This is a genomic window from Streptomyces sp. NPDC085460 (genome assembly GCF_044541975.1).
In the GTDB taxonomy this organism is placed as follows: Bacteria; Actinomycetota; Actinomycetes; order Streptomycetales; family Streptomycetaceae; genus Streptomyces.
This window is the reverse complement of the sequence record NZ_JBITTO010000001.1, coordinates 364,484-386,886: the sequence shown is the minus strand read 5'-3', so window position 1 is coordinate 386,886 and position 22,403 is coordinate 364,484. Positions and strand designations below refer to the sequence as shown.

Genomic DNA, 22,403 nt, shown 5'->3' with positions numbered 1-22,403 from the left:
ATAACATCCCCCGCAGCGCACCTGACAGGTGCATGCGGGGAGATCACCACCGGTGACGGCCTTGACCCGGGCCGTCGGCGCCGGTGGCGGCGCACGGGCCCCCCAGCCCAGGGACCACGGACGCGACCCCACTTCGCCCCGCGACTCCCGCGCCGCCGCCACTGCTCCGCACCTACGTCGTACTCGAAAGGGCCACACCTTGAACGGTTCCAGGCGGAGAGTCATATCCGTGGTCGCCACCGCCGCGATCATCGGAGCCACTGCCACCACCACCGGGGCGTTCGCCGCCGCCCCGGCCGCTCCCACCCCGAAGCCCGCGCCGGCTTCGCAGACCATGCGGGCGCTCCCCAGCGCCCCGGTCGAGAAGGTCATCGTCACCTACAAGAGCCAGGCCGCCGAGGCCGGTTCCAACACCGCCGCGAAGACCGACACCGCCGAGAAGGCCGCGAAGACGGGCGAGAAGCTCGCCTTCGAGCGACGCCTCTCCGGCGGCGGCGCCCTGGTCGACCTGGGCGACTCCGCCACTCCGCAGGACGTGAACGAGGTCATGGCCGCCTTCCGGGCGGACCCGTCCGTCGCCGCGGTCGAGCCGGACATCCGCGCCTACGCGATGGCCGCCGCGCCGAACGACACCGACTACGCCAAGCAGTGGGACCTCTTCGAGGCCACCGGCGGCATGAACGTCCCCTCGGCCTGGGACAAGACGACCGGCTCCGGCGTCACCGTCGCCGTGATCGACACCGGCTACGCCGCCCACAGCGACCTCGCGGCCAACACGGTCGCCGGGTACGACTTCATCTCCACCTCCTCCGACGCCCGCGACGGCAACGGCCGCGACGCGGACGCCAAGGACGAGGGCGACTGGAACGCCACCGACAACGAGTGCGGCCTCGGCTCGAAGGCGTCGAACTCCTCGTGGCACGGCACCCACGTGGCCGGCACCATCGGCGCCGTCACGAACAACTCCAAGGGCATCGCGGGCATCGCGTACGGCGCGAAGGTCCAGCATGTCCGGGTCCTCGGCAAGTGCGGCGGTTCGTCCTCCGACATCGCCGACGCCATCACCTGGGCCTCCGGCGGCACCGTGTCGGGCATCCCGGCCAACGCCACCCCCGCCAAGGTCATCAACCTGAGCCTCGGCGGCGCCAGCTCCACCTGCCCGAGCGTCTACCAGAACGCGATCAACGGCGCCGTCTCGCGCGGCACCACCGTCGTCGTCGCCGCGGGCAACAGCAACGCCAACACCTCCGGCTTCACGCCCGCGAACTGCTCGAACGTCATCACGGTGGCGTCGACCAGCCGCGAGGGCAACCGTTCGTTCTACTCGAACTACGGCACCCTGGTGGACGTGTCCGCCCCGGGCGGCGAGACCCGCCGCGCGACCGACACGCCCGGCACCGTCACCACGCCCCAGAACGGCATCCACTCCACGCTGAACTCGGGCACGACCACCCAGTCGGCCGAGAACTACAAGCCCTACCAGGGCACCTCCATGGCCGCGCCGCACATCGCGGGCCTCGCCGCCCTCCTGAAGTCGGCCAAGAGCACCCTCACGCCGGCCCAGATCGAGACCGCCATCAAGGGCAACGCCCGCCCGCTGCCCGGCACCTGCTCCGGCGGCTGCGGCACCGGCATCGCCGACGCGGCCAAGACCGTGGACGCGGTCACCGGCACCACCCAGCCGGGCACCCCGTTCACCAACTCCACCGACGTCACGATCTCCGACAACACCACCGTGTCGTCCTCGATCGCCGTCACCGGCCGCACCGGCAACGCCCCCGCCGCCCTCAAGGTCGACGTGGACATCAAGCACACCTGGCGCGGGGACCTGGTCGTCGACCTGGTCGCCCCCGACGGCACGGTGCGCAACCTGAAGGCTTCCTCCTCCTCGGACAGCGCCGACAACGTCCTCGCGACGTACACGGTCGACGCCTCCAGCGAGGTCGCCAACGGCACCTGGAAGCTCCAGGTCCGCGATGTGGCCTCGGGTGACACCGGCTACATCGACTCCTGGAGCCTCACCTTCTGATCCTCCGCTCCACCTCACTGACACCACCCCCCACACCAGCATCACCGCTGGTCAGCGACGCCCTCGTGGTCTACACCACGAGGGCGTCGCCGAGTTCCGGAAAGGTCGGCGGGCGGTGGCGCGTGTCCGTATGCCGGACAAGGCCCCTGGACGGGGACCGTGGGCTCCGTATCCTCTGCGCAGGGCTCATGGGCGGGGCCCACGGGCGGAGGTGGCGACCAGGTGACGACGGTTCCGCACGGCACCCTGCCCGCACGAGCCCCCGGCGGGGCCGGACCCGCGGCCCCGGTGGGCCGCGAGGAGCTGCTCGCCCGGCTGGAGAACGTCCTGCACGCGCGGGGCCGCGCCCTGCTCACGGGGCCCGCCGGCGTCGGCAAGACCGAGGTCGCGCTGGCCGCCGCCGCCCGCGCCGAGGCCCGCGGCGAGACCGTGCTGTGGCTCGCCGCCCTCCCCGCCGACCGCACGATCCCCGGCGCCGCAGCCGCCGCCCTCGTCGCCTCCGTGGCGACCACCGTCGTCCGGCCGGGTCCGCGCACCGAACCGGGATCCCTCGCGGAGGACCCCCCGGCGGGCCCCGCCGACGCCCCAGGCCCCGAAGCGCTGCCCGTCGGCGTGTTCGCCTCCGGCGTCTTCGACGACCTGCCGGGACCGCAGCGCACCGCCGTCGCCATGCTCTGCCGCGAGGCACCCATCCAGCAGGGCGGCTGGGACCCGATCGCCCTGCGCCTGGGCATCGCCCGCATCCTGCGCGCGCTGACCTCCCGGGGGCCGGTGCTGCTCGTCGTCGACGGCGCCGAGTTCCTCGACCCCGACAGCACCGACCTGCTCCGCTTCGCCCTCCACCTCGCCCCGCCGTCGCTACGCGTGATCGCCGTCGAGACACCGGAGCCGTACGGGGACACCCACCCCGCCGACGGACCGGAGCCCGGCTCCCCCGGCCGGCCGCACCCGGTGCACTCCGCGCACCTGTGGGTGCCGTCCGAGGCGGACCTGCTGCTCGTCCCGCCGCTGCACGCCGACGAGATCGCCGAACTCCTCATCCACCACCGGCTGCCGTCCCGGATGGCCGGCCGCATCCACCGCGCCAGCGGCGGCAACCCCCGGCTCGCCCTCGCCGTCGGCCGCTCCCTCGCCGACGCCCGCACCCCCGTGCACCACGCCGAGGCCCTGACGCTCTCCGGCCGCGCCCGGGACCTCGCCCGGCAGCTCCTGGGCGCCGCTCCCCCGCCGGTCCGGGCCACCCTGCTCCTCGCCGCGCTCGCGCTGCGCCCCTCCGCGACGCTGGTGCGCCGGGCCGGACGGCCCGAGGCCGAGGCCGAACTGGCGGCGGCCGAGCGCGCCGGGCTGGTCTCGCTCGCCGAGGACGGCTCGCTCGCCTTCACCGCCGGGCTGCTGCCGTCCACCCTGGTGCACGACGCCTGCTGGGCGGAGCGCAGCGCCGGCCACGCCGCGCTCGCCGAGGTCGTCGACGACCCGGTGGAGGCGGTACGCCACCGGGCGCTGGCCACCGACCGGCCGGACGAGGAGCTGGCCGCCGAGGTCGCGGCGGCGGCGGAGGCCGCCCGGCGGCGCGGCAACAACGCGCTCGCCGCCGAACTCGCCCTGCTGGCCGCCGAGTCGACGCCGGGCCGGGACGGCGCCCGGCGGATCGCCCGCCTGGTGGACGCGGCCGAGGAGGCCGCCCGCGCCGCCCGCGCCGACCTGGCCATGCGGGCCACCACCGACCTGCTCGCGCGGGACGCCTCGCCCGCCGACCGGGTGCGGGCCCGCCTCGCCGTCCTGGACACGGCGGGACAGGGCCTCACCGACCTGGACGACATGTACGTGCACGCCATGGAGGACTCCGAGGGCGCGACCGCGCTCCGGGCGGCCGTACAGCTCCGACTGGCCGTCAAGTACGTGCTGGCGGACGGCGATCCGGAGCGGTCCCGGACGGCGGCGATGGAGTCCGCCGCGCTCGCCGCATCCGTCGGCGACCCGCGCACCGCCGCGCAGGCGCTGACCGTGCAGGCCCGGATGGAACGGGCCCTGGGCTCCCCGGACGCCGAACCGGTGCTGGCCAGGGCACGGGACCTCGAACTCGCGGAGCGTCCGCTCGGCATCCGCAACGCCGCCCAGATCCTGACGATCCGTCACGCCCTGTTCGACGACCGGCTCCACGACGCCCGGGACGAGCTGAACGCGCTGCTGCCGCTGGTGCAGCGGCGCGGCTCGGTCGAGGATGCCATCGAACTGTTCCGTACGCTCGCGGAGATCGAGTCCCGGATGGGCGCGTGCGCCGCCGCCCTGGCGCACGCCGGCCAGTCGCTGGCGCTCACCCTGGAGGCGGGCCTGTCCCCCGGACCCGCCTGGTACGCGCTGGCGCTCGCCGAGACCGCGGGCGGCAGCCTGGGCCGGGCGGCGAGCTACGCGCGGCGGAGCGCGCAGGCGTCGGAGGAGGAGGGCGACCGGGTCTTCCTCTCGCGCAGCCGGTACGCGCTCGGCCGCGTCCAGCTGGTCAACGGCGACGTGGCGGCGGCCCTGGAGACCCTGCGCCGGGTGCAGGCCGACGAGCGGGCGCAGTCGACGGTGGACCCGTCGATGCTGCGCTGGCACGAGGAGCTGGCGGAGGCACTGCTCGCGCACGACGCCGTCGACGAGGCCCTCGCGCTGCTCGCGGAGGTGCGGCCGGTGGCCGAACGACTGGGCCGCACCACGGTGTTGCTCGGGTGCGACCGGGCGCAGGCGCTGTGCCTGGCGGCGGAGGGCCGGACGGACGAGGCGGCGGAGCTGCTGACCCGGACCGCCGGCCGGTTCGCGGAGGCCGGGCTGCCGCTGGAGCAGGGCCGTGCGCTGATGGCGCTGGCCCGGGTGGAGCGGAAGCGGCGGCGGCGGTCGGCGGCGCAGTCGGCGCTGCACGGGGCGGCCACGGTCTTCGAGCGGGCGGGGGCGGCGCCGTGGCTGGCGCTGGCCACGGAGGCGCCGGCCGGCGAGCTGCCGGGGGCCGCGCCGGGCGGTGACGAGGCGCCGACGGCGCTGGCCTCGCTGACGGAGGCGGAGCTGCGGCTCGCCCGGCTCGTGGGGCAGGGCGCCTCGAACCAGGAGGCGGCGGCGAAGCTGTTCCTGAGCGTGAAGACCGTGGAGGCGCGGCTGACCCGCATCTACCAGAAGCTGGACGTCCGTTCCCGCGCCCAGCTGGCGACGGCGCTCCGTCCCTAGGACCCGCGGGACCAGGACCCGCGGGACCAGGACCCGCGTGAACTGGCGGTCCCGGTACGGAGCGCGCGCCGCCCGGGTCAGTCCCGGCGGACCGTGATGTACGCGCCCCTCGCGGTGGCGCCCTCGGCGCCGGCCGGGGTCCACTCGGCGGTGACGCCGCCGAGGACGCCGGAGCCCTCCCGGTCCTCGCCCGCCGCCTGGCTCAGGACCCGGTGGAAGCGGAGGGTGAGCGGCGTGTCGGCGCCGGGCACCCGGATCCGTACGTCGGTGCCCGCGGGCCCGTCGGTGACGTCCAGGACCTCGGCGTCGCCTTCCGGGGCCGGGACGTCCAGGGAGGCGGTGACGGTCGGGTCGGCGGCGTCGCTGACGGACTGCTGCTGGGGCACGGCCCGGCCGGCGAGGAGCGCGTGGACCTGGCCGACCAGGACCGGGTCGTGGGCGCCGTCGTAGATCCAGCGGGTGCCGAGCACGCCGTGCTCGGAGGTGCCGATGAGGGCGGACTCGGCGCCGTCGAGGGGCTTGCCCCGGTACGTCATGGGCACCAGGTACGCGGCCGCGTCCCGGCCCTCGCCGTCGGTGACGACCATGAACTCGATGCCCACCTCGCCCTCCGGGTCGTCGAGCCGGAACCCGCCGCACCTCACCGGGTTCGGTGCCGCCGGGCCCGCCGTGTACCAGGCGCGGGTGGGCAGCCAGGCGGCGATGAGTTCCTGCTTCGTCGGCTGCAACGTGGTGCGGTGGATGACGGCCATGGGCGGGTCGCTTCCTCTCCTCGGGACCAGGAGCCGTCAACGTAACAGAGCCGTGGGCGGGGGGAGGCCGGGCGCCGCCCACCCGGCGTCCGCACGGCCGCGACCTCGTGTGATGATCCCGGGGACGTGGATCCGCGGGTGATCCACGGGGGAGAGAGACCATGGGATTCACGGACGCCAACGGCGTCGACCTGTCGGGTGTCACCGGCAGGCTCGTGCAGACGGTCGACCTGGTGCAGGGCCCCGCCCCGCAGGCGATAGCCACCGACACCGTCAACGGGCATGTCTTCGTGCTCCAGTTGGAGTCCTCGGCGACCGCGCCGGGCGACTCCGGCCACATGTACCTGAACCGCGTCGACCGCGCGACGGGCGCGGTCACCGGTTCCATGCGGCTGAAGGGCTTCGGCCACGGACTGTCGATGGGCTGTCAGGCGGTGGGCGCGGACAGCTACTTGTGGACCGAGTGCGGACCGCTGCACATCACGAGCGGCGGGGTCGCCTTCGGCAAGTCCGTCACCCGCTTCAAGTTCGTCGAGGACGGGGTGCTGGACGCCACGGCGATCCCGCAGGCGCGGAGGTTCACCCCGCCCGGCTCCACGGCGGGCACCGGCCCCTCGCTCGACCCGACCACCGGACTGCTGACCGTCATGTACCACAAGGACGGCAAGCGGCACTTCACCCGGTACGACGCCACGCGCGCCGCCGCCGGCGACTGGACGCCCGTCGGCACGACCTTCGTCATGCCGGCCGGCGAGGACGTCACGCCGGCCGTGCCGTCGCCGTACCCGCTGGAGAAGACGCTCACCTCGCAGGGCTACCAGACGCTGGGCGGCGTGCTGTACGCGTACCACTGGGCGCCGTACGACGCGAAGAACCACCCGGAGACGGTGCCGAGCGCCTTCCCCGGCGTCACCTTCATGACCTCGTACGACTGGGCGACCGGGCAGCGCCTCGACCGCCAGGTCGTCACCTCCGCGGACGGCCTGGAGCGGCGCGAGCCGGAGGGCGTCGCCGTCGAGGTGGACCCGGCCACGCAGGAGACCAGGCTGCTCTTCGGATTCAGCAACACCGTGCCCGGCACGACCGGTTCACGGGACGTCACCGTCTGCTGGTACCCGACGAAGCCGGCGGTGGACGGCGTCAAGGTCCTGGCGGACTGGACGGACCTCACGCTCGCCTCCGGCGTCACCCCGGGCGCCGACCGCCCGCGCGGCCGGCTCGTCGCCCTCGCCGGCACGACCTACCTCCAGCTGCGCGGGAGCCTGAACTGCTCGCTCACCGCGGACGGCAGGATCGCGACCCTGCCGCACCGGCTGCGCCCGACCCGGCTCGCCCGCCAGAACGTGCCGAGGAACAACAACACGGGGCGGTGCGTGTGCCGCGTCGAGGCCAACATCCGCGGCGAGTTGTGGGCGTACGGCGCCTACGCCGACAACGCGATCACCTGGATCGACCTGGACGGCGTCTCGGTCGCCTGGCGCTGACCGCCCGTCCCGCCCCTCCCCCCCGTCTCCCTGTCTCTTCACTCCGGAGGAACCCTCATGTCCCAGCAGCCGACCAGTCGCCGTTCCCTGCTCGCCGCCGCGCTCGCCACGCCCGTCGCCGCCGTCGCCGTCCCCCTCGCCACGGCCGCCCCGGCCGCCGCCGCCCCCGTCGACGGCTGCCAGACCGTCGTCGACTGGACCGCCGTCACGCCCGCGGCCGGGATCACGCCCGACGCCGCCGCCCCGCTCCAGGCCCGGGTCATCCGCCTGGCGGGCACGGAGTTCCTCCAGTTCCGCGGCACCGTCACCTGCAACCTCACCGCCGACGCCACGCTCGGCACCCTGCCGCCCACGATCGTCCCGCCCAAGCTGACCCGCGGCGTCGTGCCCCGCAACAACAGCCAGGGCATCAACGCGATCCGCGTCGAGGCGAACACGGCCGGCGCCGTCAAGATCTACGGCCCGCAGGCGTCCAACCCGGTCACCTGGATCCAGCTCGACTCCTTCTCCTCCGTACTGCGCTGACCCGCCCGCCCCGAAGGCCCGGCGACCATGCCCCCCGCGCACGGCCGCCGGTCCGGCTCTCAGCGCCGCACCCGGAGGACGGCGAGTGTGGGGCCGTCGGGGCGGACGGTGAGGCCGTAAGCGGTCTTGTGGGGGACGGAGAGGAAGCGGGGCACGGGGCCTGGCAACAGGTGTTCGAGGAGGGTCACGGACTCGCGGAGGGCGAACTGGAGGCCCAGGCAGGCGCGGGGGCCGAGGCCGAAGGGGAGGTGGGCGCCGGGGTGGGCGGGGCGCCGGCCGGGGGTGGTGAAGCGGGTGGGGTCGAAGGTCTCGGGGGAGGGCCAGAGGGCCGGATCGCGGTGGACGAGGTAGGGGCAGACGAGCAGGTCGGTGCCGGCGGGGAGGGCGTGTCCCGCGAGGGTGTCGGGCTCGGTGGCGTGACGGGGCAGGATCCAGGCCGAGGGGTAGAGGCGGAGCGTCTCGTGGACGAGGGCCTGGACGGCCTCCCGGCGCTCGGGCGAGCCGTCGGGGCCGGCCGCGAGGGCGTGTTCCCGGGCCTGCGGGTGGCGGTCCAGGAGGAGGTACAGCCAGGTCAGGGTGGTGGCGGTGGTCTCGTGGCCGGCCATGAGGAGGGTGACGAGTTCGTCGCGGATCAGCCGGTCGGTGTACTCGGGCCGGGTCGCGGACGCGTCGACGAGGACGTGCAGCAGGCCGGGCCCTTCGGGTCCGGGGTCGCTGTCCCGGGCGGCGCGGACGGCCCGTTCGGCGACGGCGTCGATGCGGGCGATGTCGGCGGCGACGGCGGCCTGGGCGGCGATCCTGTCGGCGGGCAGGCTGGGCAGGGCGGCCACCACCCCGGCGACGGAGCCGAGTTCGCTCTCGGTGGCCGGATCGAGCGGCGTGCTGGTCAGGGCGCGCCAGATGGTGTCGAGGGCGAAGCGGCGCAGCTCGTCGCCGAGGTCGAAGACCTCCCCGGTGCGGGCGTACGTCTCCCAGCGGGCGGCGGTCACCCGGGCGGCGGCGGTGATCCGCGCCTCGTAGCGGCGCATGCCCCGGCCGGTGAACTGGGACTGGAGGAGCCGGCGTTGACGCTGCCAGGCGTCCCCGGTGGCGGAGAGGACGCCGTCTCCGACGAGGACCCGGGCGCGGTGGGAGCGTTTGACGTACCGGTCGGGGTGGTGGGCGAGGACGTGCCGGACGGCGTCCGGGTCGGTGACCAGCACGGTGGGCGGGAGGCCGGGCGCGGGGCGGAACGCGCCGACCCCGCCGAGCCGTTCGCGGACGAGGGCGAGCAGGTCGACCAGTTCGCCGCCCCGGGCGTGCCAGTCGGCGACGAGTCCGGGGGCGAGTTCGGGGACCGGCCGTCCGGCCGGGCCCGGTGTCTGGCGGGCGCCGGGGGGTGCGGGGATGGCCACGGCGGGGCTCCTGTTCGGCGTCCGCACGCCCTCGCGTGCGGGGTGGCGCGGGCACCTCGCACTGTAGGGGCGCGGGGCCTCGGGGCGACAGCGCGGCTCCGGCCGTGCCGTCGGCGGGTGGCCTGAACTGCGCGTTGTTCGGAGCGTGTTCGGTTGCGTGCACGGAGCGGGCGTACGAGATCCGTCCACTCCGTTGACGCGCCCGCGACAGTAAGGAAGCTTTACTGACAACTACCGCCCCAGCGAACCGCCGCCGTCCGGCGGAAGGAGACGACCCAGCATGCGCAGAGCGATTCCGGCCGCGGTCGCGACGGCCGTCGCCGGCCTGATCGCCGCGGGGTTCACGGCCCCGCGGGCCGAGGCCGCCGCCCCCGCCCTCACCGTCTCGGTCGGCCGGGCGAGCGTCTGGAGCACCGGGTACGGCGCCGACGTGAGCGTGACGAACGGCGGGGACGCGCCCGCGACCGGGTGGACGGTGGAGTTCGACCTGCCGGAGGGCACCGCGGTCACCAGCCACTGGTCGGCGACGAAGACCCAGAGCGGCCGCCACTACACCTTCACGAACGTCTCCTGGAACGGCTCGGTCGCGCCGGGCGCGACCCAGGGCTTCGGCTTCAACGCGAGCGGGCTCGGCCTCCCCCTCAACTGCACGGTCAACGGCGCCCCGTGCCAGGGCGGCACTCCCACACCCACCCCCACACCGACGCCGAGCCCCACCCCGACCCCGACCCCGACGCCCACGTCCACGACCACCCCGCCCTCCGGTCCCGTCATCGACGTCGACACGGCGGCGGAGCTCCGTACCGCGCTCGCCTCGGCGGCGCCCGGGCAGACGATCCGGATGGCGCCCGGCGAGTACCGGGGCTCCTTCGTCGCCCAGCGCCCCGGCACCGCGGACCGGCCCGTCACGCTGACCGGTCCGCGTACCGCGGTGCTCGTCAACGACGGGCCGTCCGGCAGCGGACCGTCCTGCCCGGTCCCCACCGCGGGCTGGGACCCCGGCTACGGCCTGTGGCTGTACCAGGCCCCGTACTGGAACCTGGAGGGCTTCACCGTCCGCGACTCCAAGAAGGGGGTCGTACTCGACGCCTCCCCGCACGTGACCGCGACCGGGCTCCATGTGCACGGCGTCGACGAGGAGGGCGTGCACTTCCGGCGTTCCTCGTCGGACGGCGTGCTCCGCGACTCGACGGTCGAGAGGACGGGGCTCGTCCAGCCGGGGTACGGCGAGGGCGTCTACATCGGCTCGGCCGGCTCCAACTGGGGCTGCCACGGCAACGCGGGCGGCGCCGACCGTTCGGACCGGGTGCGGGTGGAGAACAACCGGATCGGCCCGGACGTCGCCGCCGAGGCGATCGACGTCAAGGAGGGCACCTTCGGCGGTGTCATCCGGGGCAACACCTTCGACGGGCGCGGGATCAGCGGGCAGAACTCGGCGGACTCGTGGATCGACGTGAAGGGCGTCGACTATCTGATCGAGGGCAACACCGGCGTCTTCACGGCGCCGGGCACCTTCGCCAACGGCTACGAGACCCACAACCCGGCCACCACCCCCGCCTTCCCGAACGGCTGCGGCAACGTGTGGCGCGGCAACTCCTCCGACCTCGGCGGTGCCGGCGCCTACGCGATCCGGGTCACGTCGACGTCGAAGTGCCCGGGCCGGCTCAACGTGGTGCACGCCTCGAACACCGTCAGGAACGCCACGAGCGGCCTCACCAACATCGCCGTCACCCCCTGAGGACCGGCCGGGCCCGCGGTCACGCCCCGGCCAGCTCCGACCGCAGCACGTGCTTGGTGACCTTCCCCGAGGGCGTACGGGGGAGGCTGTCGCGGAGCACGAGTTCGCGCGGGATCTTGTAGCGCGCGAGGCGGGGCGCCAGCCAGGTCCGGAGGGCGTCCGCGTCCGGGCGGGCGTCCGCGCGGGGCACGACGACGGCGACGACGGTCTCGCCCCACTGCGGGTGCGGGCGTCCGACGACGGCGACGTCGGCGACGTCCGGGTGCCCGCGCAGGACGCCCTCGACCTCCTGCGAGGCCACGTTCTCGCCGCCGGTGATGATGACGTCCTTCATCCGGTCGACGATCGTGACGAAACCGTCCTCGTCGATCCGGCCGAGGTCGCCGCTGCGGTACCAGTCCCCGGCGAACGCCTCGGCGGTGGCGGCCTCGTCGTCGAGGTAGCCGACCATCCGGGTGTCCGCGCGCAGCCAGATCTCGCCGTCCTCGCCCGCCCGGGCGTCGGCGCCGTCCGGGCGGACGACCCTGAGGTCCACGCCGGGCATGCCGCCGCGCCCGATGGCGCCCGCCTTCCCGACCTGTTCCGCGGGTGAGAGCGAGGCGCCGACCGGGCCCATCTCGCTCATGCCGTAGACCTGGTGGAAGGCGTCGGAGCCGTACGCCTTCATGAGCCGCCGGGCGGTGTCGGCGTCGAGCGGCCCCGCGCCGTAGATCCAGGCGCGGACGGACGACAGGTCGTACGCGGCGAAGTCCGGGACCACCTGGGTGGGGGCGATCAGCGCGATCGGCGCGCCGAAGACGGCGGTGACCCGGTGCCGCTGGACGGCCTCCAGCATGCCGCGCGGCTCGTACTCGCGCTGGAGGACGACGGTGCCGCCGAGGAGGAGGGTGCCGAGGGTCCAGTTGTTGAGCGGGGAGGCGTGCCAGATCGGCATGCAGATCAGGAAGCGCTCATCCCGGTGGAGGGGGACGGTGGCGGCCGTGTAGGTGGCGGCGAGGGCGATGCCGCGGTGGGTGTGGACGCAGCCCTTGGGGGTGCCGGAGGTGCCCGAGGTGTAGAGGATCTGGGCGATCCCCTCGTCGCCGGAGGGCTCGCCGGTCCAGGGCTCGGCGGCGGCGACGAGGGATTCGAAGGAGTCGGCCGGGCGCGCGTCCCCGGTGGCGTCGGGGTGGCTGACCAGCCAGGTCGTGTCGGTGCCGGCCGCCGTCGCGCGGGTGCCGATCTCCGCGTCGACGACGGCGAGGCGGGCGCCGCAGTGGCGCAGCTGCCGGGCGACCTCGGCGGTCTGGAGCTTGTGGTTGACCGGGACGAGGGTGGCGCCCGCGTACCAGGCGCCGAAGGCGGCGAGGAGGAAGGCCGGGGTGTTGTACGTCATCACCGCCACCCGGTCGCCGGGCCGGACCCCGGCGGCGTGCAGCACGGTCGCGGCGCGCCGGGCCTCGGTGGCGAACTCGCCGTAGGTCCAGCGCTGTTCGCCGTAGACGACGGCTTCCTTGGTGCCGGCCGCGCGGGCGGCGCCGTCCAGCAGGGCGCAGAGGTGCATCACGTTCTCCTGACGTGCCCGGGCCGGGGGGAGCCGGCCGTGGCGGGAAACTCTGAATGATGGTTCACTTCTTTCATGGCCTACCGCAAGACCCCTGCCGAGATCCGCCGGCTCGAAGCCGCCCGGGAGCACCTGGTCGCCTGCGCCACCTCGGTCGTCGCCGAGGTGGGCTGGGCGCAGGCGTCCGTGACCGCGGTCGCCGACGCCGCCGGCATCGCGGCCGGCTCCGTCTACCAGCACTTCCCGTCCAAGGCCGCGCTCGCCGTGGAGGTCTTCCGGCGCGCCGCCGGGCGCGAGGTGGAGGTGCTCGGCGAGGTCCTGGCCGCGCCCGGCGACCCGGTCGAGCGGCTGAGCCGGGGCATCCACGTCTTCGCCCGCCGGGCCCTGGAGAACCGCGGGCTCGCCTACGCCCTGCTCGCCGCCCCGGCCGAGCCCGCCGTCGGCGCCGAGCGGCTCGACTTCCGGCGCCGCTACCGCGCGCTCTTCGCCGAGGTGATCCGCGAGGGCATCGCCGGCGGCGCGCTCCCCGAGCAGAACGGCGAGATCACCGCCGCCGCGCTCACCGGCGCGATCGGCGAGGTCCTCGTCGACCCGCTCGGCGCCCCCGGCGCGACCACCACCGAAGCCCTCCTCACCGACCTCACCGCCATGGCCCTGCGCTGCGCGGGCGCCCCGGCCCGCCCCGAGAGCCGAGCCCCCGCGTCCCGGCCCGAGAGCCACGCCCCGGACCGCCCGTACGCCGGCCCGGACGGGCCCTGACCCGGCCGGCGCCCACCGACCCGTACCGCCCCGTCTTCCGGAGGAGCACCCACCGTGACCACGACTCCCGGCTCCGACACCACGACCGCCGGCGTCCCCGGCGCCGCGCCCCAGAGCCGTCCCACCGCCGTGACGCACGCCGTCACCAACCAGGCCCCGCCGCTCACCGGCCACGACGCCGCCGCCGACCCCGTGCTGCTCGAAGGCGTCGAGCGCGAGGGCGCCGGCTGGCACCTGGACGACCTGCACCGCCTCGGCCGGATCGTCGGGAGCGAGGAGGCCCAGCACTGGGCCGACCAGGCCAACCGCCACGAGCCCCAACTCCGCACCCACGACCGCTACGGCAACCGCGTCGACGAGGTCGAGTTCCACCCGGCCTACCACCGGCTCATGGACCTCTCCGTCGGCGCGGGCCTCGCGGGGGCCGCCTGGGCCGACGACCGGCCCGGCGCCCATGTGGCGCGCGCCGGCGGCTTCATGCTCGCCGGGATGCTGGAACCCGGCCACATGTGCCCGGTCTCGATGACGTACGCCGTCGTCCCCGCCCTGCGCCACTCCCCCGAGCTCGCCAAGACGTACGTGCCGCTGCTCACCACCCGGTCGTACGACCCCGGCCTTCGCACCCCGACGGAGAAGAGCGGGCTGCTCGCCGGGATGGGCATGACCGAGAAGCAGGGCGGCAGCGACGTCCGCGCCAACACCACCACCGCCACCGAACTCCCGGACGGCACCTGGAGGCTGCGCGGCCACAAGTGGTTCACCAGCGCCCCGATGAACGACCTGTTCCTCGTCCTCGCGCAGGCACCCGGCGGACTGTCCTGCTTCCTCGTCCCGCGCGTGCTGCCCGACGGCAGCCGCAACACCTTCCGGATCCAGCGGCTCAAGGACAAGCTCGGCAACCGCTCCAACGCCTCCAGCGAGCCGGAGTTCGACGACACCGTGGCCTGGCTGGTCGGCACCGAGGGCAAGGGCGTGCGGACCATCATCGACATGGTGACCATGACCCGCCTGGACTGCGTCCTCGGCTCCGCCGCCGGGATCCGCGCCGCGCTCGCCCAGGCGGCCCACCACGCCCGCCACCGCTCGGTCTTCGGCGCGACCCTGATCGACCAGCCGCTGATGCGCAACGTCCTCGCCGACCTGGCGCTGGAGTCGGAGGCCGCCACCACCCTCGGCCTGCGGCTGGCCGGCGCGGCCGACCGCGCCCGGCTCGGCGACGAGGGCGAGCGCGCCTTCCTCCGCCTGGCCACCGCCGTCGGCAAGTACTGGGTGTGCAAGCGCCAGCCCGCCGCCGTCGCCGAAGCCCTCGAATGCCTGGGCGGCAACGGCTACGACGAGGCGTCGGGCCTGCCCCGCCTCTACCGCGAGGCCCCGCTCAACAGCATCTGGGAGGGCTCCGGCAACGTCAGCGCCCTCGACCTGCTGCGCGCCCTGGCCCGCGAGCCGGAGGCCCTGGCGGCGTTCCGTACGGAGATCGAGGCGGCGGCCGGCGCCGACCGGCGGCTCGACGCGGCCTGGACCGCGCTCCAGGGCGAGCTGCGGCTCACCGAGGACGCGCCGCTGCGCGCCCGCCGGGTCGCCGAGCGGGCCGCGCTCGTCCTCCAGGGCTCCCTCCTCGTCCGGTACGCCCCGGCGGCGGTGGCCGACGCGTTCTGCGCGTCGCGGCTCTCCGGCGACCAGGGCCTCGCCTTCGGCACCCTGCCCCCCGCGACGGACTTCGCCGGACTGCTGACCCGCCTGCCGGTCTGACCGGCGCCCTCCCGCACCCCGACCGCGGCACCCCGCCGTGACGCACGTCCGCACCCCCGCCGCGAAGAAGCTCGCGGCGGGGGTGAATCCTTTTCGCGTCCCGCCGACTCCTTTCCCCGTACCGGCCGCACGGGCCGGTCCACCGGAAGGAGCCACCATGCTGGTCACCGCACTCGTCGCCGTCGGAGCCGTCCTGATCGGGGCGTGCTCCTGGCACCTGCTGCGCCGGTACCGGAGCCGGGTCTGACCCGGGCGCCCACCGGAGCGACGCGGAGCACCACGAGGAAGAGGACAGCACATGAACCGACGCTTCTCCTGGCCCGACGAGCGGCTGGTCAGGGCGGCCCAGGACGGCGACGTCGCCTCCCTGACCACGGTCGTCATGGAGTCCCAGCCGCACGTGCGGAGGTTCGCCCTGTCGCTGTGCGCCTCCCCGCAGGACGCGGAGGACGCGGCGCAGGAGGCGCTGATCATCCTGTACCGGAAGATCGGCACCCTGCGGGCGACGGGGGCGCTCGCCTCGTGGATGTTCCGCATCGTCCGCAACGAATGCCTCCGGCAGGTCCGGCAGCTCGTCCGGCGGGGCGAGGAACCGGACGCCGGGCAGGAGACGGCGGCGGAGCCGTCCGCCGAGGAGGCCGTCCTGCACCGCCTGGAGGCGCGGCGGATCGCCGCCGCCGTCGGCGCCCTCCCCCGCGACCAGCGACAGGTCCTCCTCATGCGCGACGTGCAGGGCCTGCCCGGCAGGACCGTCGCCCGCGCGCTCGGCCTGAGCGACGCGGCGATGAAGTCCCGCCTGCACCGGGCGCGGGCCGCCCTGCGCCACGCCCTGACCGCGCCCGAACCCGCCGTCCTTGCCCCCACCGCCGAAGGAGACCCGCGACCGTGACCACCCCACGCACCCTCGACACCGAGAAGCCCGCACCGGCCCCCCACGACCACCCCGCCCAGCGCCCCGGCCACCCTGGCGAGCCCACCCAGCCCACCGGCCACGCCGGCACGCCCGGCCAGCCCACCGGCCACCCCGGCACGCCCGACACGCCCGGCCCGCGCCCCGACTACGCCAGCCGGTCCGTCCCGCGCCACCTCGCGCGCGGTGCCGTCGGCTTCGGGCTGATCGCCGGCTCGCTCGCCCTGATCCCGGTCACCGGGCCCGTCAGCCTGCTCGCGGCGCCCCTCGCCCTGATCGCCTTCCGCGGCTGCCCCACCTGCTGGGCGGTCGGCCTGGCGCAGACGATCTCCCGCGGCCGCCTGGAGCGCCGGTGCGCCGACGGCGTCTGCACCCTCACCCCGGCCGGGCCGCGCCCCGCCGGAACGCCCCGGCGATAAATTCCGCACCTCGGAAAGGAACAGCTGTTACGGTGACGGGGACCTCGGCCCTTTCAGGGCCGGACCCCTTCGACGAGGAGCAGCAGACGTGGCGGGTGACGACGACATCTCCGGGTGAGATCCGGAGCTGACGGCCACCGGACGCGCCGAGGAGCGCGACGCCGGAGTGGCCCGTTCGTCGTACCCCTTTTTCCTCGTCCGCCCGGGGCGGAGCCCTGTCCGTCGCCCGCCCCCCGTCCTCGCCCGAGGTCATCGCCATGTCCCACGCCCCTTCCTCCACCACCGTCGTCTGCTCGGACCTGTCGTTCTCCTGGCCCGACGACACCCCCGTCTTCCAGGACCTGTCGTTCAGCCTGACCGGCGGCCGTACGGGCCTCGTCGCGCCCAACGGCTCCGGGAAGAGCACCCTGCTCAAGCTGATCGCCGGTGAGCTGCGCCCCACCTCGGGCACGGTGACCGTCGGCGGCACGCTGGGCTACCTCCCGCAGAGCCTGCCCCTGACCGCCGGGCTCACCGTCGCCGACGTGCTCGGCGTCGCCGAAGTCATCCGCGCCCTCGACGCCGTCGAGTCCGGCGACGTCTCCGAGGAGCACTTCACCACCATCGGCGACGACTGGGACATCGAGGAGCGGACCCGCGACCGGCTCGACCGGCTCGGACTCGGCGGGCTCGCCCTCGACCGCACCCTCGGCACCCTCAGCGGGGGCCAGATCGTCTCCCTCGGCCTGGCCGCGCAGCTGCTCAAGCGGCCCGACGTGCTGCTGCTCGACGAGCCGACGAACAACCTGGACCGGGAGGCCCGGCACAAGCTGTACGACACGCTGGACGACTACGACGGTCTCCTCCTCGTCGTCGCCCACGACCGGGCGCTGCTCGACCGCATGGACGCGATCGCCGAGCTCGGCGGCTCCCGGCTGCGCCTGTACGGGGGTGACTTCACCGCCTACGAGGAGGCCGTGCGGAGCGAGCAGGAGGTCGCGGAGAAGAACGTGCGCAACGCGGAGCAGGAGCTGAAGCGCGAGAAGCGCGAGCTCCAGCAGGCCCGCGAGCGCGCCGAGCGGCGGGCGAGCAACGCCGCCCGCAACCTCAAGAACGCCGGGCTGCCGCGGATCTTCGCCGGCACGATGAAGCGCGGCGCCCAGGAGTCCGCGGGCCGGGCCGGGCAGACGCACGCGTCCCGGGTCGGCGACGCGCAGGCCCGGCTCGACGAGGCCGGGCGCGCCCTGCGGGACGAGCAGCGCCTCGTCCTGGACCTGCCCGACACCCGGGTGCCGGCCGGACGGAACCTCTTCCTCGGCGAGGGCATGCGGGTCCGGTACGACGGGCGGGACGTCTTCGCCGAGGGCGGTGTGGACCTGTCCGTACGGGGCCCCGAGCGGATCGCGCTGACCGGCCCCAACGGCTCGGGAAAGACGACCCTGATGCGGCTGGTCACGGGTGAACTCACCCCGGACGACGGCCTGGTCAAGCGCGGCGACGGGCGGATCGCCACCCTGTCGCAGCGCCTCGACCTGCTGGACCCGGACCGCACGGTGGCGGAGAACTTCGCCGCGTTCGCGCCCGAGCGCCCCGAGGCGGAGCGGATGAACCTGCTGGCGCGGTTCCTCTTCCGGGGCGCGGGGGCACACCTGCCGGTCGGCGCCCTCTCCGGCGGGGAGCTGCTCCGGGCCACCCTCGCCTGCGTCCTGTGCGCCGACCCCGCGCCCCAGTTGCTGCTGCTCGACGAGCCGACCAACAACCTCGACCTGGTCAGCGTGGGCCAGCTGGAGAGCGCGCTCGACGCGTACCGGGGCGCGTTCATGGTGGTCAGCCACGACGAACGGTTCCTCGCCGCGATCGGTGTGAACCGCTGGCTGCGCCTGGAGGACGGAGTGCTCCGCACGACGGGAGCGCCGGGGATGTGACCCGGCCCGCCGTCAGCCGGCGAGCCGGGCGAAGGGCTCTGCCACCAGGTGGTAGGCGAGGAGCATGCCCGCGGTGGAGACGGAGGCGAGCGCGGTGAGCGTGAAGAGGGCGCGGCCGGTGCGGGTCCACCACCCCCGCTGCCAGGCCGCGACCGCGCCCGCCACCACGACCGGGGACGCCACGACCAGGGCCGTACCCAGGCCGGTGACCACGGACAGCAGGGGGGAGCCCAGCGGCACGCTCTCCATCATGGCGTTGCCGTCCGCGACGACCGCCGCGAGCGCCCCCGTGAAGGCCACCGCGAGCAGCCCGGTCACCGCCGCCGCGGCGCGCGCGGCGCGTGCCGCGCGCGGGTGCGGCGGCCGGCCGCGGAGGCGCCGCGCGGCCGCCGCCGCGGGGAACCCGAGCGCGCCGAGGGCCGACACGGCGAGGCCGGACCCGAGCAGGGCCAGGTGCAGGGCCGGGGACTGGCGCCACGACAGCTTCTCGTAGGCCGTCGTCGGCGTCGCCGAGGAGACGAGGAGGCCGTCGGAGGTGAAGGCGAGGGTGGCACCGCTGCCGCCCCGCTCCCGGAAGAGTCCGCCGCCCAGCGCGGTCCAGCGCTGCTCGTGCCGGTCGGGGTCGAGGGAGAGACCGGTGGTGCGCAGCCCGTCCGCTCCGTCCTCCTCGACCGAGACCGCTCCCACCAGCCCTTCGACGGCCATCAGACTCGTGCGGCTGACCCGGGCGGAGCGGTAGCTGCCGGCGTACGCCGCGGGGGCGGGGCCGGGCGCGGTGCCGGGCGCGGTGTCGGCGGCGGCGCCGGGGGCGGTGTCGGGGGTGGCGTCGGCGGCGGTCGGGGCGAGCGCGTCGACGACGTGGTCGATCAGCTGCCTGCCGTCCCACCCCGCGCGGCCGTCGGTGCCGTCGCCGTTGAAGACCACGAAGATCCCCAGCTCCTGTTCCGGAAGCAGCAGCAGGCTGGAGTGGAACCCGGGGATGTCGCCGTCCTTGAACCAGCCGGTGCGCCCGCCGCGCCGCCACTCCTCGTAGCCGTAGCCGATGCCGGGCAGCCGGGGATCCTGACGGTGGTGGACCCGCCGCATCAGGCGGTTCGCCGCCGAGTCCGCGGTGAGCTGGTCGACGAGCCAGCGGCCCATGTCGCCCGCGGTGCTGACCGCGCCCGGGCCCGCCGCGCTCCACGCTCCGTACTGGCCCCGGGCCTCGGCCCATCCTGAGGAGCCGTCGGGCCGGTAGCCGCGGGCCAGGTGCGCCGCGATCCGCTCGGGCTGCGGCTGCGCGAAGGTGGAGCGGGTCATGCCCAGCGGCCGGAGGATGTGCGTGTCGACGTACGCGGGGAAGTCCTGTCCGGAGGCGTCGGCGACGAGCTGACCGGCGAGGGCGTAGGCGTAGTTGTCGTACGCGGCGGTCTCGCCGGGTGCGCGCACCCGCGGGGGCCGACGCGAGGTGAGGCTCTCGGCGAGCGGCCCCACGTCCTCGGGCGCGGTCTCGTTGCGGCCCACGAGGTCGCTGTCGAAACCGGCGGTGTGGGTGAGCAGGTGGTCCAGGGTGACGGGGCGGCCGGGGTGGGTGTCGGGGACGACGACCTCGCGGAGGTGGTCGTTCACGTCGGCCCTCGGGTCGATCCTTCCCTCGGTGACGAGCCGGGACGCGGCCTGGGCGGTGAACAGCTTGGCGAGGGAGCCGAGGAAGAAGCCGGTGCGCTCGGCGTCGACGGGTGTCCGGGTGCGGACGTCGGCGACGCCGTACCCCTTGGCCAGGACCGTCTTCCCGCCGTGGACGACCGTGACGGCCGCGCCCGGGATGCGGTCGTTCCTCAGGTGCCCGGCGACGGCGGTGTCGACCAGCGACTCCAGGTCCACGGGGGCCGCGGCCCCGGCGAGGGCGGGCGCGGTGCCGGCGAGGGCGGGCGCGGCCCCGGCGAACAGGGTGGTCGCGGTGACGGTGAACAGGGCGGTCGCGGTGACGGTGATCGTGGCGAGGGCCCGCATCGGCTTCGTACGCATGCGTCGACCCTCCCGTCCGGGGGCGGGGCGGCGGCAGTGCGAGGCGCACCGGTCCTTGTGTATTTCGCACGGGTGGGGCGTGAGCGGGGGTGGGTGCGACCGCCGGCCGGCGTTAGCGTGGCCCCGTGATCACGTGGGGGGAAGGGACCGGCAGCCGGGACGAGGGCGCGTCGGGGCGGGGCGCGGGAGGCTCACGGCCGCCGGGGCCCGGCGGGGACGCGGCCGAGTCGTCCCGGGGGCCGGTGGCGGTCGTCTCGGTGCTGCCGGCGCTCGTGCTGTTCGGCTTCGCCATCGAACCCGGCCGGCTGCTTCCGGGTCCCGCCGCCGTCCTGGTGCTGTCGGTGCAGCTGGTCACCTGCCTGCCCTGGACGCGGCGGCTGCGCGGGGCGTGGACGCTCGCCGCGCAGATTCTGCTCGCCCCCTGGGCGGGGTTGCCCGGTTTCCTCGCCGCCTCCGTGCTCCTCGCCGTCGAACGGCCGGTCCGCTGGCCGCTGTTCGCCCTCGTCGTGCTCGCCGCGGGACCGCTCGCGCCCGGCGACGGCGGCGTCTTCTCCGTGCTCAACGGCATCGGCAACGCCTTCGCCCACGGGCTCGTCATCTACGCGCTCAGCCGGCTCATCGACCTGTACGCCGAACTTCACGCCACCCGCGGGGCCCTCGCCGCCGCCCGGGTCGCCGCCGAGCGGAAGCAGACCGGTCGGGAGCTGGAGGCGGTCCTCGGTACCGCCCTCGCCTCGGTCATCGCGCTGGCGGGCCGGGGGCGGCAGGCGGCACGGGAGCTGGTGACGGTGGCGCGGGAGGCGGCGGCACGCGTGCGGGCCGCACCGGCGCCGCAGTCGGCCGGCCCGGCGGACACCTCGCCCCGGGCCATGACGCCGCGCCTTGCGTGGCCCATCGTGATCGCCACGCACCTCGAATACCTGGCCGTGGGCGCGGTGTTCCTGCTCGGCGAGGAGCTGCCGGCCTGGCGCACCGCCCTGTACGCGGCGGCGCTCACCGTCGTCATGGCCCTCCAGGCGTACCACTCCCTTCCCCGGCCGCCCGGCGTCCGGCCCCGGTACGCGGCCTGGACGCTCGGCGCCCAGGTCGGCCTCGCCCTGGGCATGCTGGCCGTTCCCGACGGCCCCTACCCCCAGTTGGTCGCCTTCGCCGCCGCGTCCACGCTGATCGTCCTGCCGGCACGGGTCGCCTGGCCGGCCGCGACGGTGCTCACCGCCTCCGCCGCGGGGGCGGCCCTCGCGCGGACCGGCGGGCCGGGGGCGTACGGCACCGCGCTCCTCGTCCTGGACATCGTGGTCATCACGCTGGTCTTCCACGGCCTGGCCCTGCTCACCCGCCTCGTCCACCAGGTCCGGGAGGCCCGCGAGGCGCTGGCCTCGCTCGCCGTGGCGCGGGAGCGGCGGCGGATCGCGCGGGACGTCCACGATCTGCTCGGCTACGGGCTCAACGCGATCGCCCTGAAGGGTGAGCTGGCCGACCGCGTTCCCGACGCGCGGCAGGCCGAGGGCCACCTGGCCGACGCGGCACGGCTGGCCGGGCGGGTCCTCGCCGACCTGCGGGCGATCCCCGGGGCGGCGGCGGAGCTGACGCTCGACGGCGAACTGGCCTCCGCCCGGGAGGTCCTGGCCGCCGCGGGCATCAGGGTGCGGGTGCGGGGAGGCGCCGCCGCCCCGGGTCCGGCGGAGGAGGCGCTGTACGCCACGGTGCTGCGGGAGGCCATGACCAACGTCCTGCGGCACGCTCCCGCGACCCGCTGGTGCGCGATCGAGTTCGGACCGGGCATGCTCCGTGTCACCAACGAGGCCGACCCCGACGGCCGGCCGTCGGCTCCCGCCGCCGACGCCCCGGGCGGCAACGGCATCGGGAACCTGCGCGACCGGGCGGCCCTCCTCGGCGCGCGCCTCCGGGCGGGCCCGACTCCCGACGGACGCGGCTACGCCCTGACGCTGCTCACGGAGCCGCACCCCTCCCCCGCGGCCACGTCGTGACCCG

At 75.4% G+C, this 22,403-nt stretch carries 15 protein-coding genes; 11 read left to right on the top strand and 4 right to left on the bottom strand.

The features are described from left to right. Positions 1-334 precede the first annotated feature (334 nt). A complete protein-coding gene (locus tag ACIGHB_RS01775) occupies positions 335-2,029 on the top strand; it encodes a S8 family serine peptidase (RefSeq protein ID WP_360319943.1) in 1,695 nt (564 codons plus the stop codon). Positions 2,030-2,251: 222 nt separating this feature from the next. Then, entirely contained in the window at positions 2,252-5,227 is a 2,976-nt protein-coding gene (locus ACIGHB_RS01770; RefSeq protein WP_399908656.1) for an AAA family ATPase, read from the top strand. Between the two features lie 77 nt (positions 5,228-5,304). Here the strand turns inward: ACIGHB_RS01770 and ACIGHB_RS01765 are convergent, their stop codons facing one another. Next, positions 5,305-5,979 carry a 1,4-alpha-glucan branching protein gene (locus ACIGHB_RS01765; RefSeq protein ID WP_399908655.1) on the bottom strand — a complete coding sequence of 225 codons (675 nt, stop codon included), beginning with the start codon at positions 5,977-5,979 and terminating at the stop codon, positions 5,305-5,307. Positions 5,980-6,140: 161 nt separating this feature from the next. Between ACIGHB_RS01765 and ACIGHB_RS01760 the strand changes: the two genes are divergently transcribed. After that, entirely contained in the window at positions 6,141-7,463 is a 1,323-nt protein-coding gene (locus tag ACIGHB_RS01760; RefSeq protein ID WP_360312322.1) for a hypothetical protein, read from the top strand. Positions 7,464-7,520: 57 nt separating this feature from the next. Continuing rightward, positions 7,521-7,988: a hypothetical protein gene (locus ACIGHB_RS01755; RefSeq protein WP_399908652.1), complete on the top strand. Its 468-nt coding sequence runs from the start codon at positions 7,521-7,523 to the stop codon at positions 7,986-7,988. A gap of 59 nt (positions 7,989-8,047) precedes the next feature. Here the strand turns inward: ACIGHB_RS01755 and ACIGHB_RS01750 are convergent, their stop codons facing one another. Then, positions 8,048-9,382, bottom strand: a complete 1,335-nt coding sequence (locus ACIGHB_RS01750; RefSeq protein WP_399908650.1) for a cytochrome P450 — start codon at positions 9,380-9,382, stop codon at positions 8,048-8,050. Between the two features lie 280 nt (positions 9,383-9,662). Between ACIGHB_RS01750 and ACIGHB_RS01745 the strand changes: the two genes are divergently transcribed. Then, complete coding sequence (locus ACIGHB_RS01745) at positions 9,663-11,120, top strand: cellulose binding domain-containing protein (RefSeq protein ID WP_399908648.1); 1,458 nt, start codon at positions 9,663-9,665, stop codon at positions 11,118-11,120. 19 nt (positions 11,121-11,139) lie between these two features. Here the strand turns inward: ACIGHB_RS01745 and ACIGHB_RS01740 are convergent, their stop codons facing one another. After that, on the bottom strand, positions 11,140-12,663 hold the full coding sequence (locus ACIGHB_RS01740) for an AMP-binding protein (protein WP_360312341.1): 1,524 nt from the start codon (positions 12,661-12,663) through the stop codon (positions 11,140-11,142). A gap of 75 nt (positions 12,664-12,738) precedes the next feature. Between ACIGHB_RS01740 and ACIGHB_RS01735 the strand changes: the two genes are divergently transcribed. From ACIGHB_RS01735 to ACIGHB_RS01715, 5 genes are all read left to right on the top strand, one after another. Then, the gene (locus tag ACIGHB_RS01735; protein ID WP_399908646.1) at positions 12,739-13,422 is read left to right on the top strand and encodes a TetR/AcrR family transcriptional regulator; all 684 of its coding nucleotides are present in this window, start codon (positions 12,739-12,741) and stop codon (positions 13,420-13,422) included. A gap of 129 nt (positions 13,423-13,551) precedes the next feature. Next, positions 13,552-15,171 carry an acyl-CoA dehydrogenase family protein gene (locus ACIGHB_RS01730; protein WP_399909344.1) on the top strand — a complete coding sequence of 540 codons (1,620 nt, stop codon included), beginning with the start codon at positions 13,552-13,554 and terminating at the stop codon, positions 15,169-15,171. A gap of 298 nt (positions 15,172-15,469) precedes the next feature. Beyond that, on the top strand, positions 15,470-16,060 hold the full coding sequence (locus ACIGHB_RS01725; RefSeq protein WP_399908644.1) for an RNA polymerase sigma factor: 591 nt from the start codon (positions 15,470-15,472) through the stop codon (positions 16,058-16,060). After that, positions 16,057-16,500, top strand: coding sequence for a hypothetical protein (locus tag ACIGHB_RS01720; RefSeq protein ID WP_399908642.1), 444 nt, complete (start codon positions 16,057-16,059; stop codon positions 16,498-16,500). The genes ACIGHB_RS01725 and ACIGHB_RS01720 overlap by 4 nt, the downstream gene beginning before the upstream one ends. A 257-nt stretch (positions 16,501-16,757) precedes the next feature. After that, positions 16,758-18,404, top strand: coding sequence for an ABC-F family ATP-binding cassette domain-containing protein (locus ACIGHB_RS01715; RefSeq protein WP_399908640.1), 1,647 nt, complete (start codon positions 16,758-16,760; stop codon positions 18,402-18,404). 12 nt (positions 18,405-18,416) lie between these two features. Here ACIGHB_RS01715 and ACIGHB_RS01710 read toward each other — a convergent pair whose 3' ends face one another. Continuing rightward, a complete protein-coding gene (locus tag ACIGHB_RS01710; RefSeq protein WP_399908638.1) occupies positions 18,417-20,411 on the bottom strand; it encodes a serine hydrolase domain-containing protein in 1,995 nt (664 codons plus the stop codon). A 125-nt stretch (positions 20,412-20,536) separates the two neighbouring features. Here ACIGHB_RS01710 and ACIGHB_RS01705 point away from each other — a divergent pair, with 125 nt between their 5' ends. Then, positions 20,537-22,399, top strand: a complete 1,863-nt coding sequence (locus ACIGHB_RS01705) for a sensor histidine kinase (protein ID WP_399908636.1) — start codon at positions 20,537-20,539, stop codon at positions 22,397-22,399. Positions 22,400-22,403: the final 4 nt, after the last annotated feature.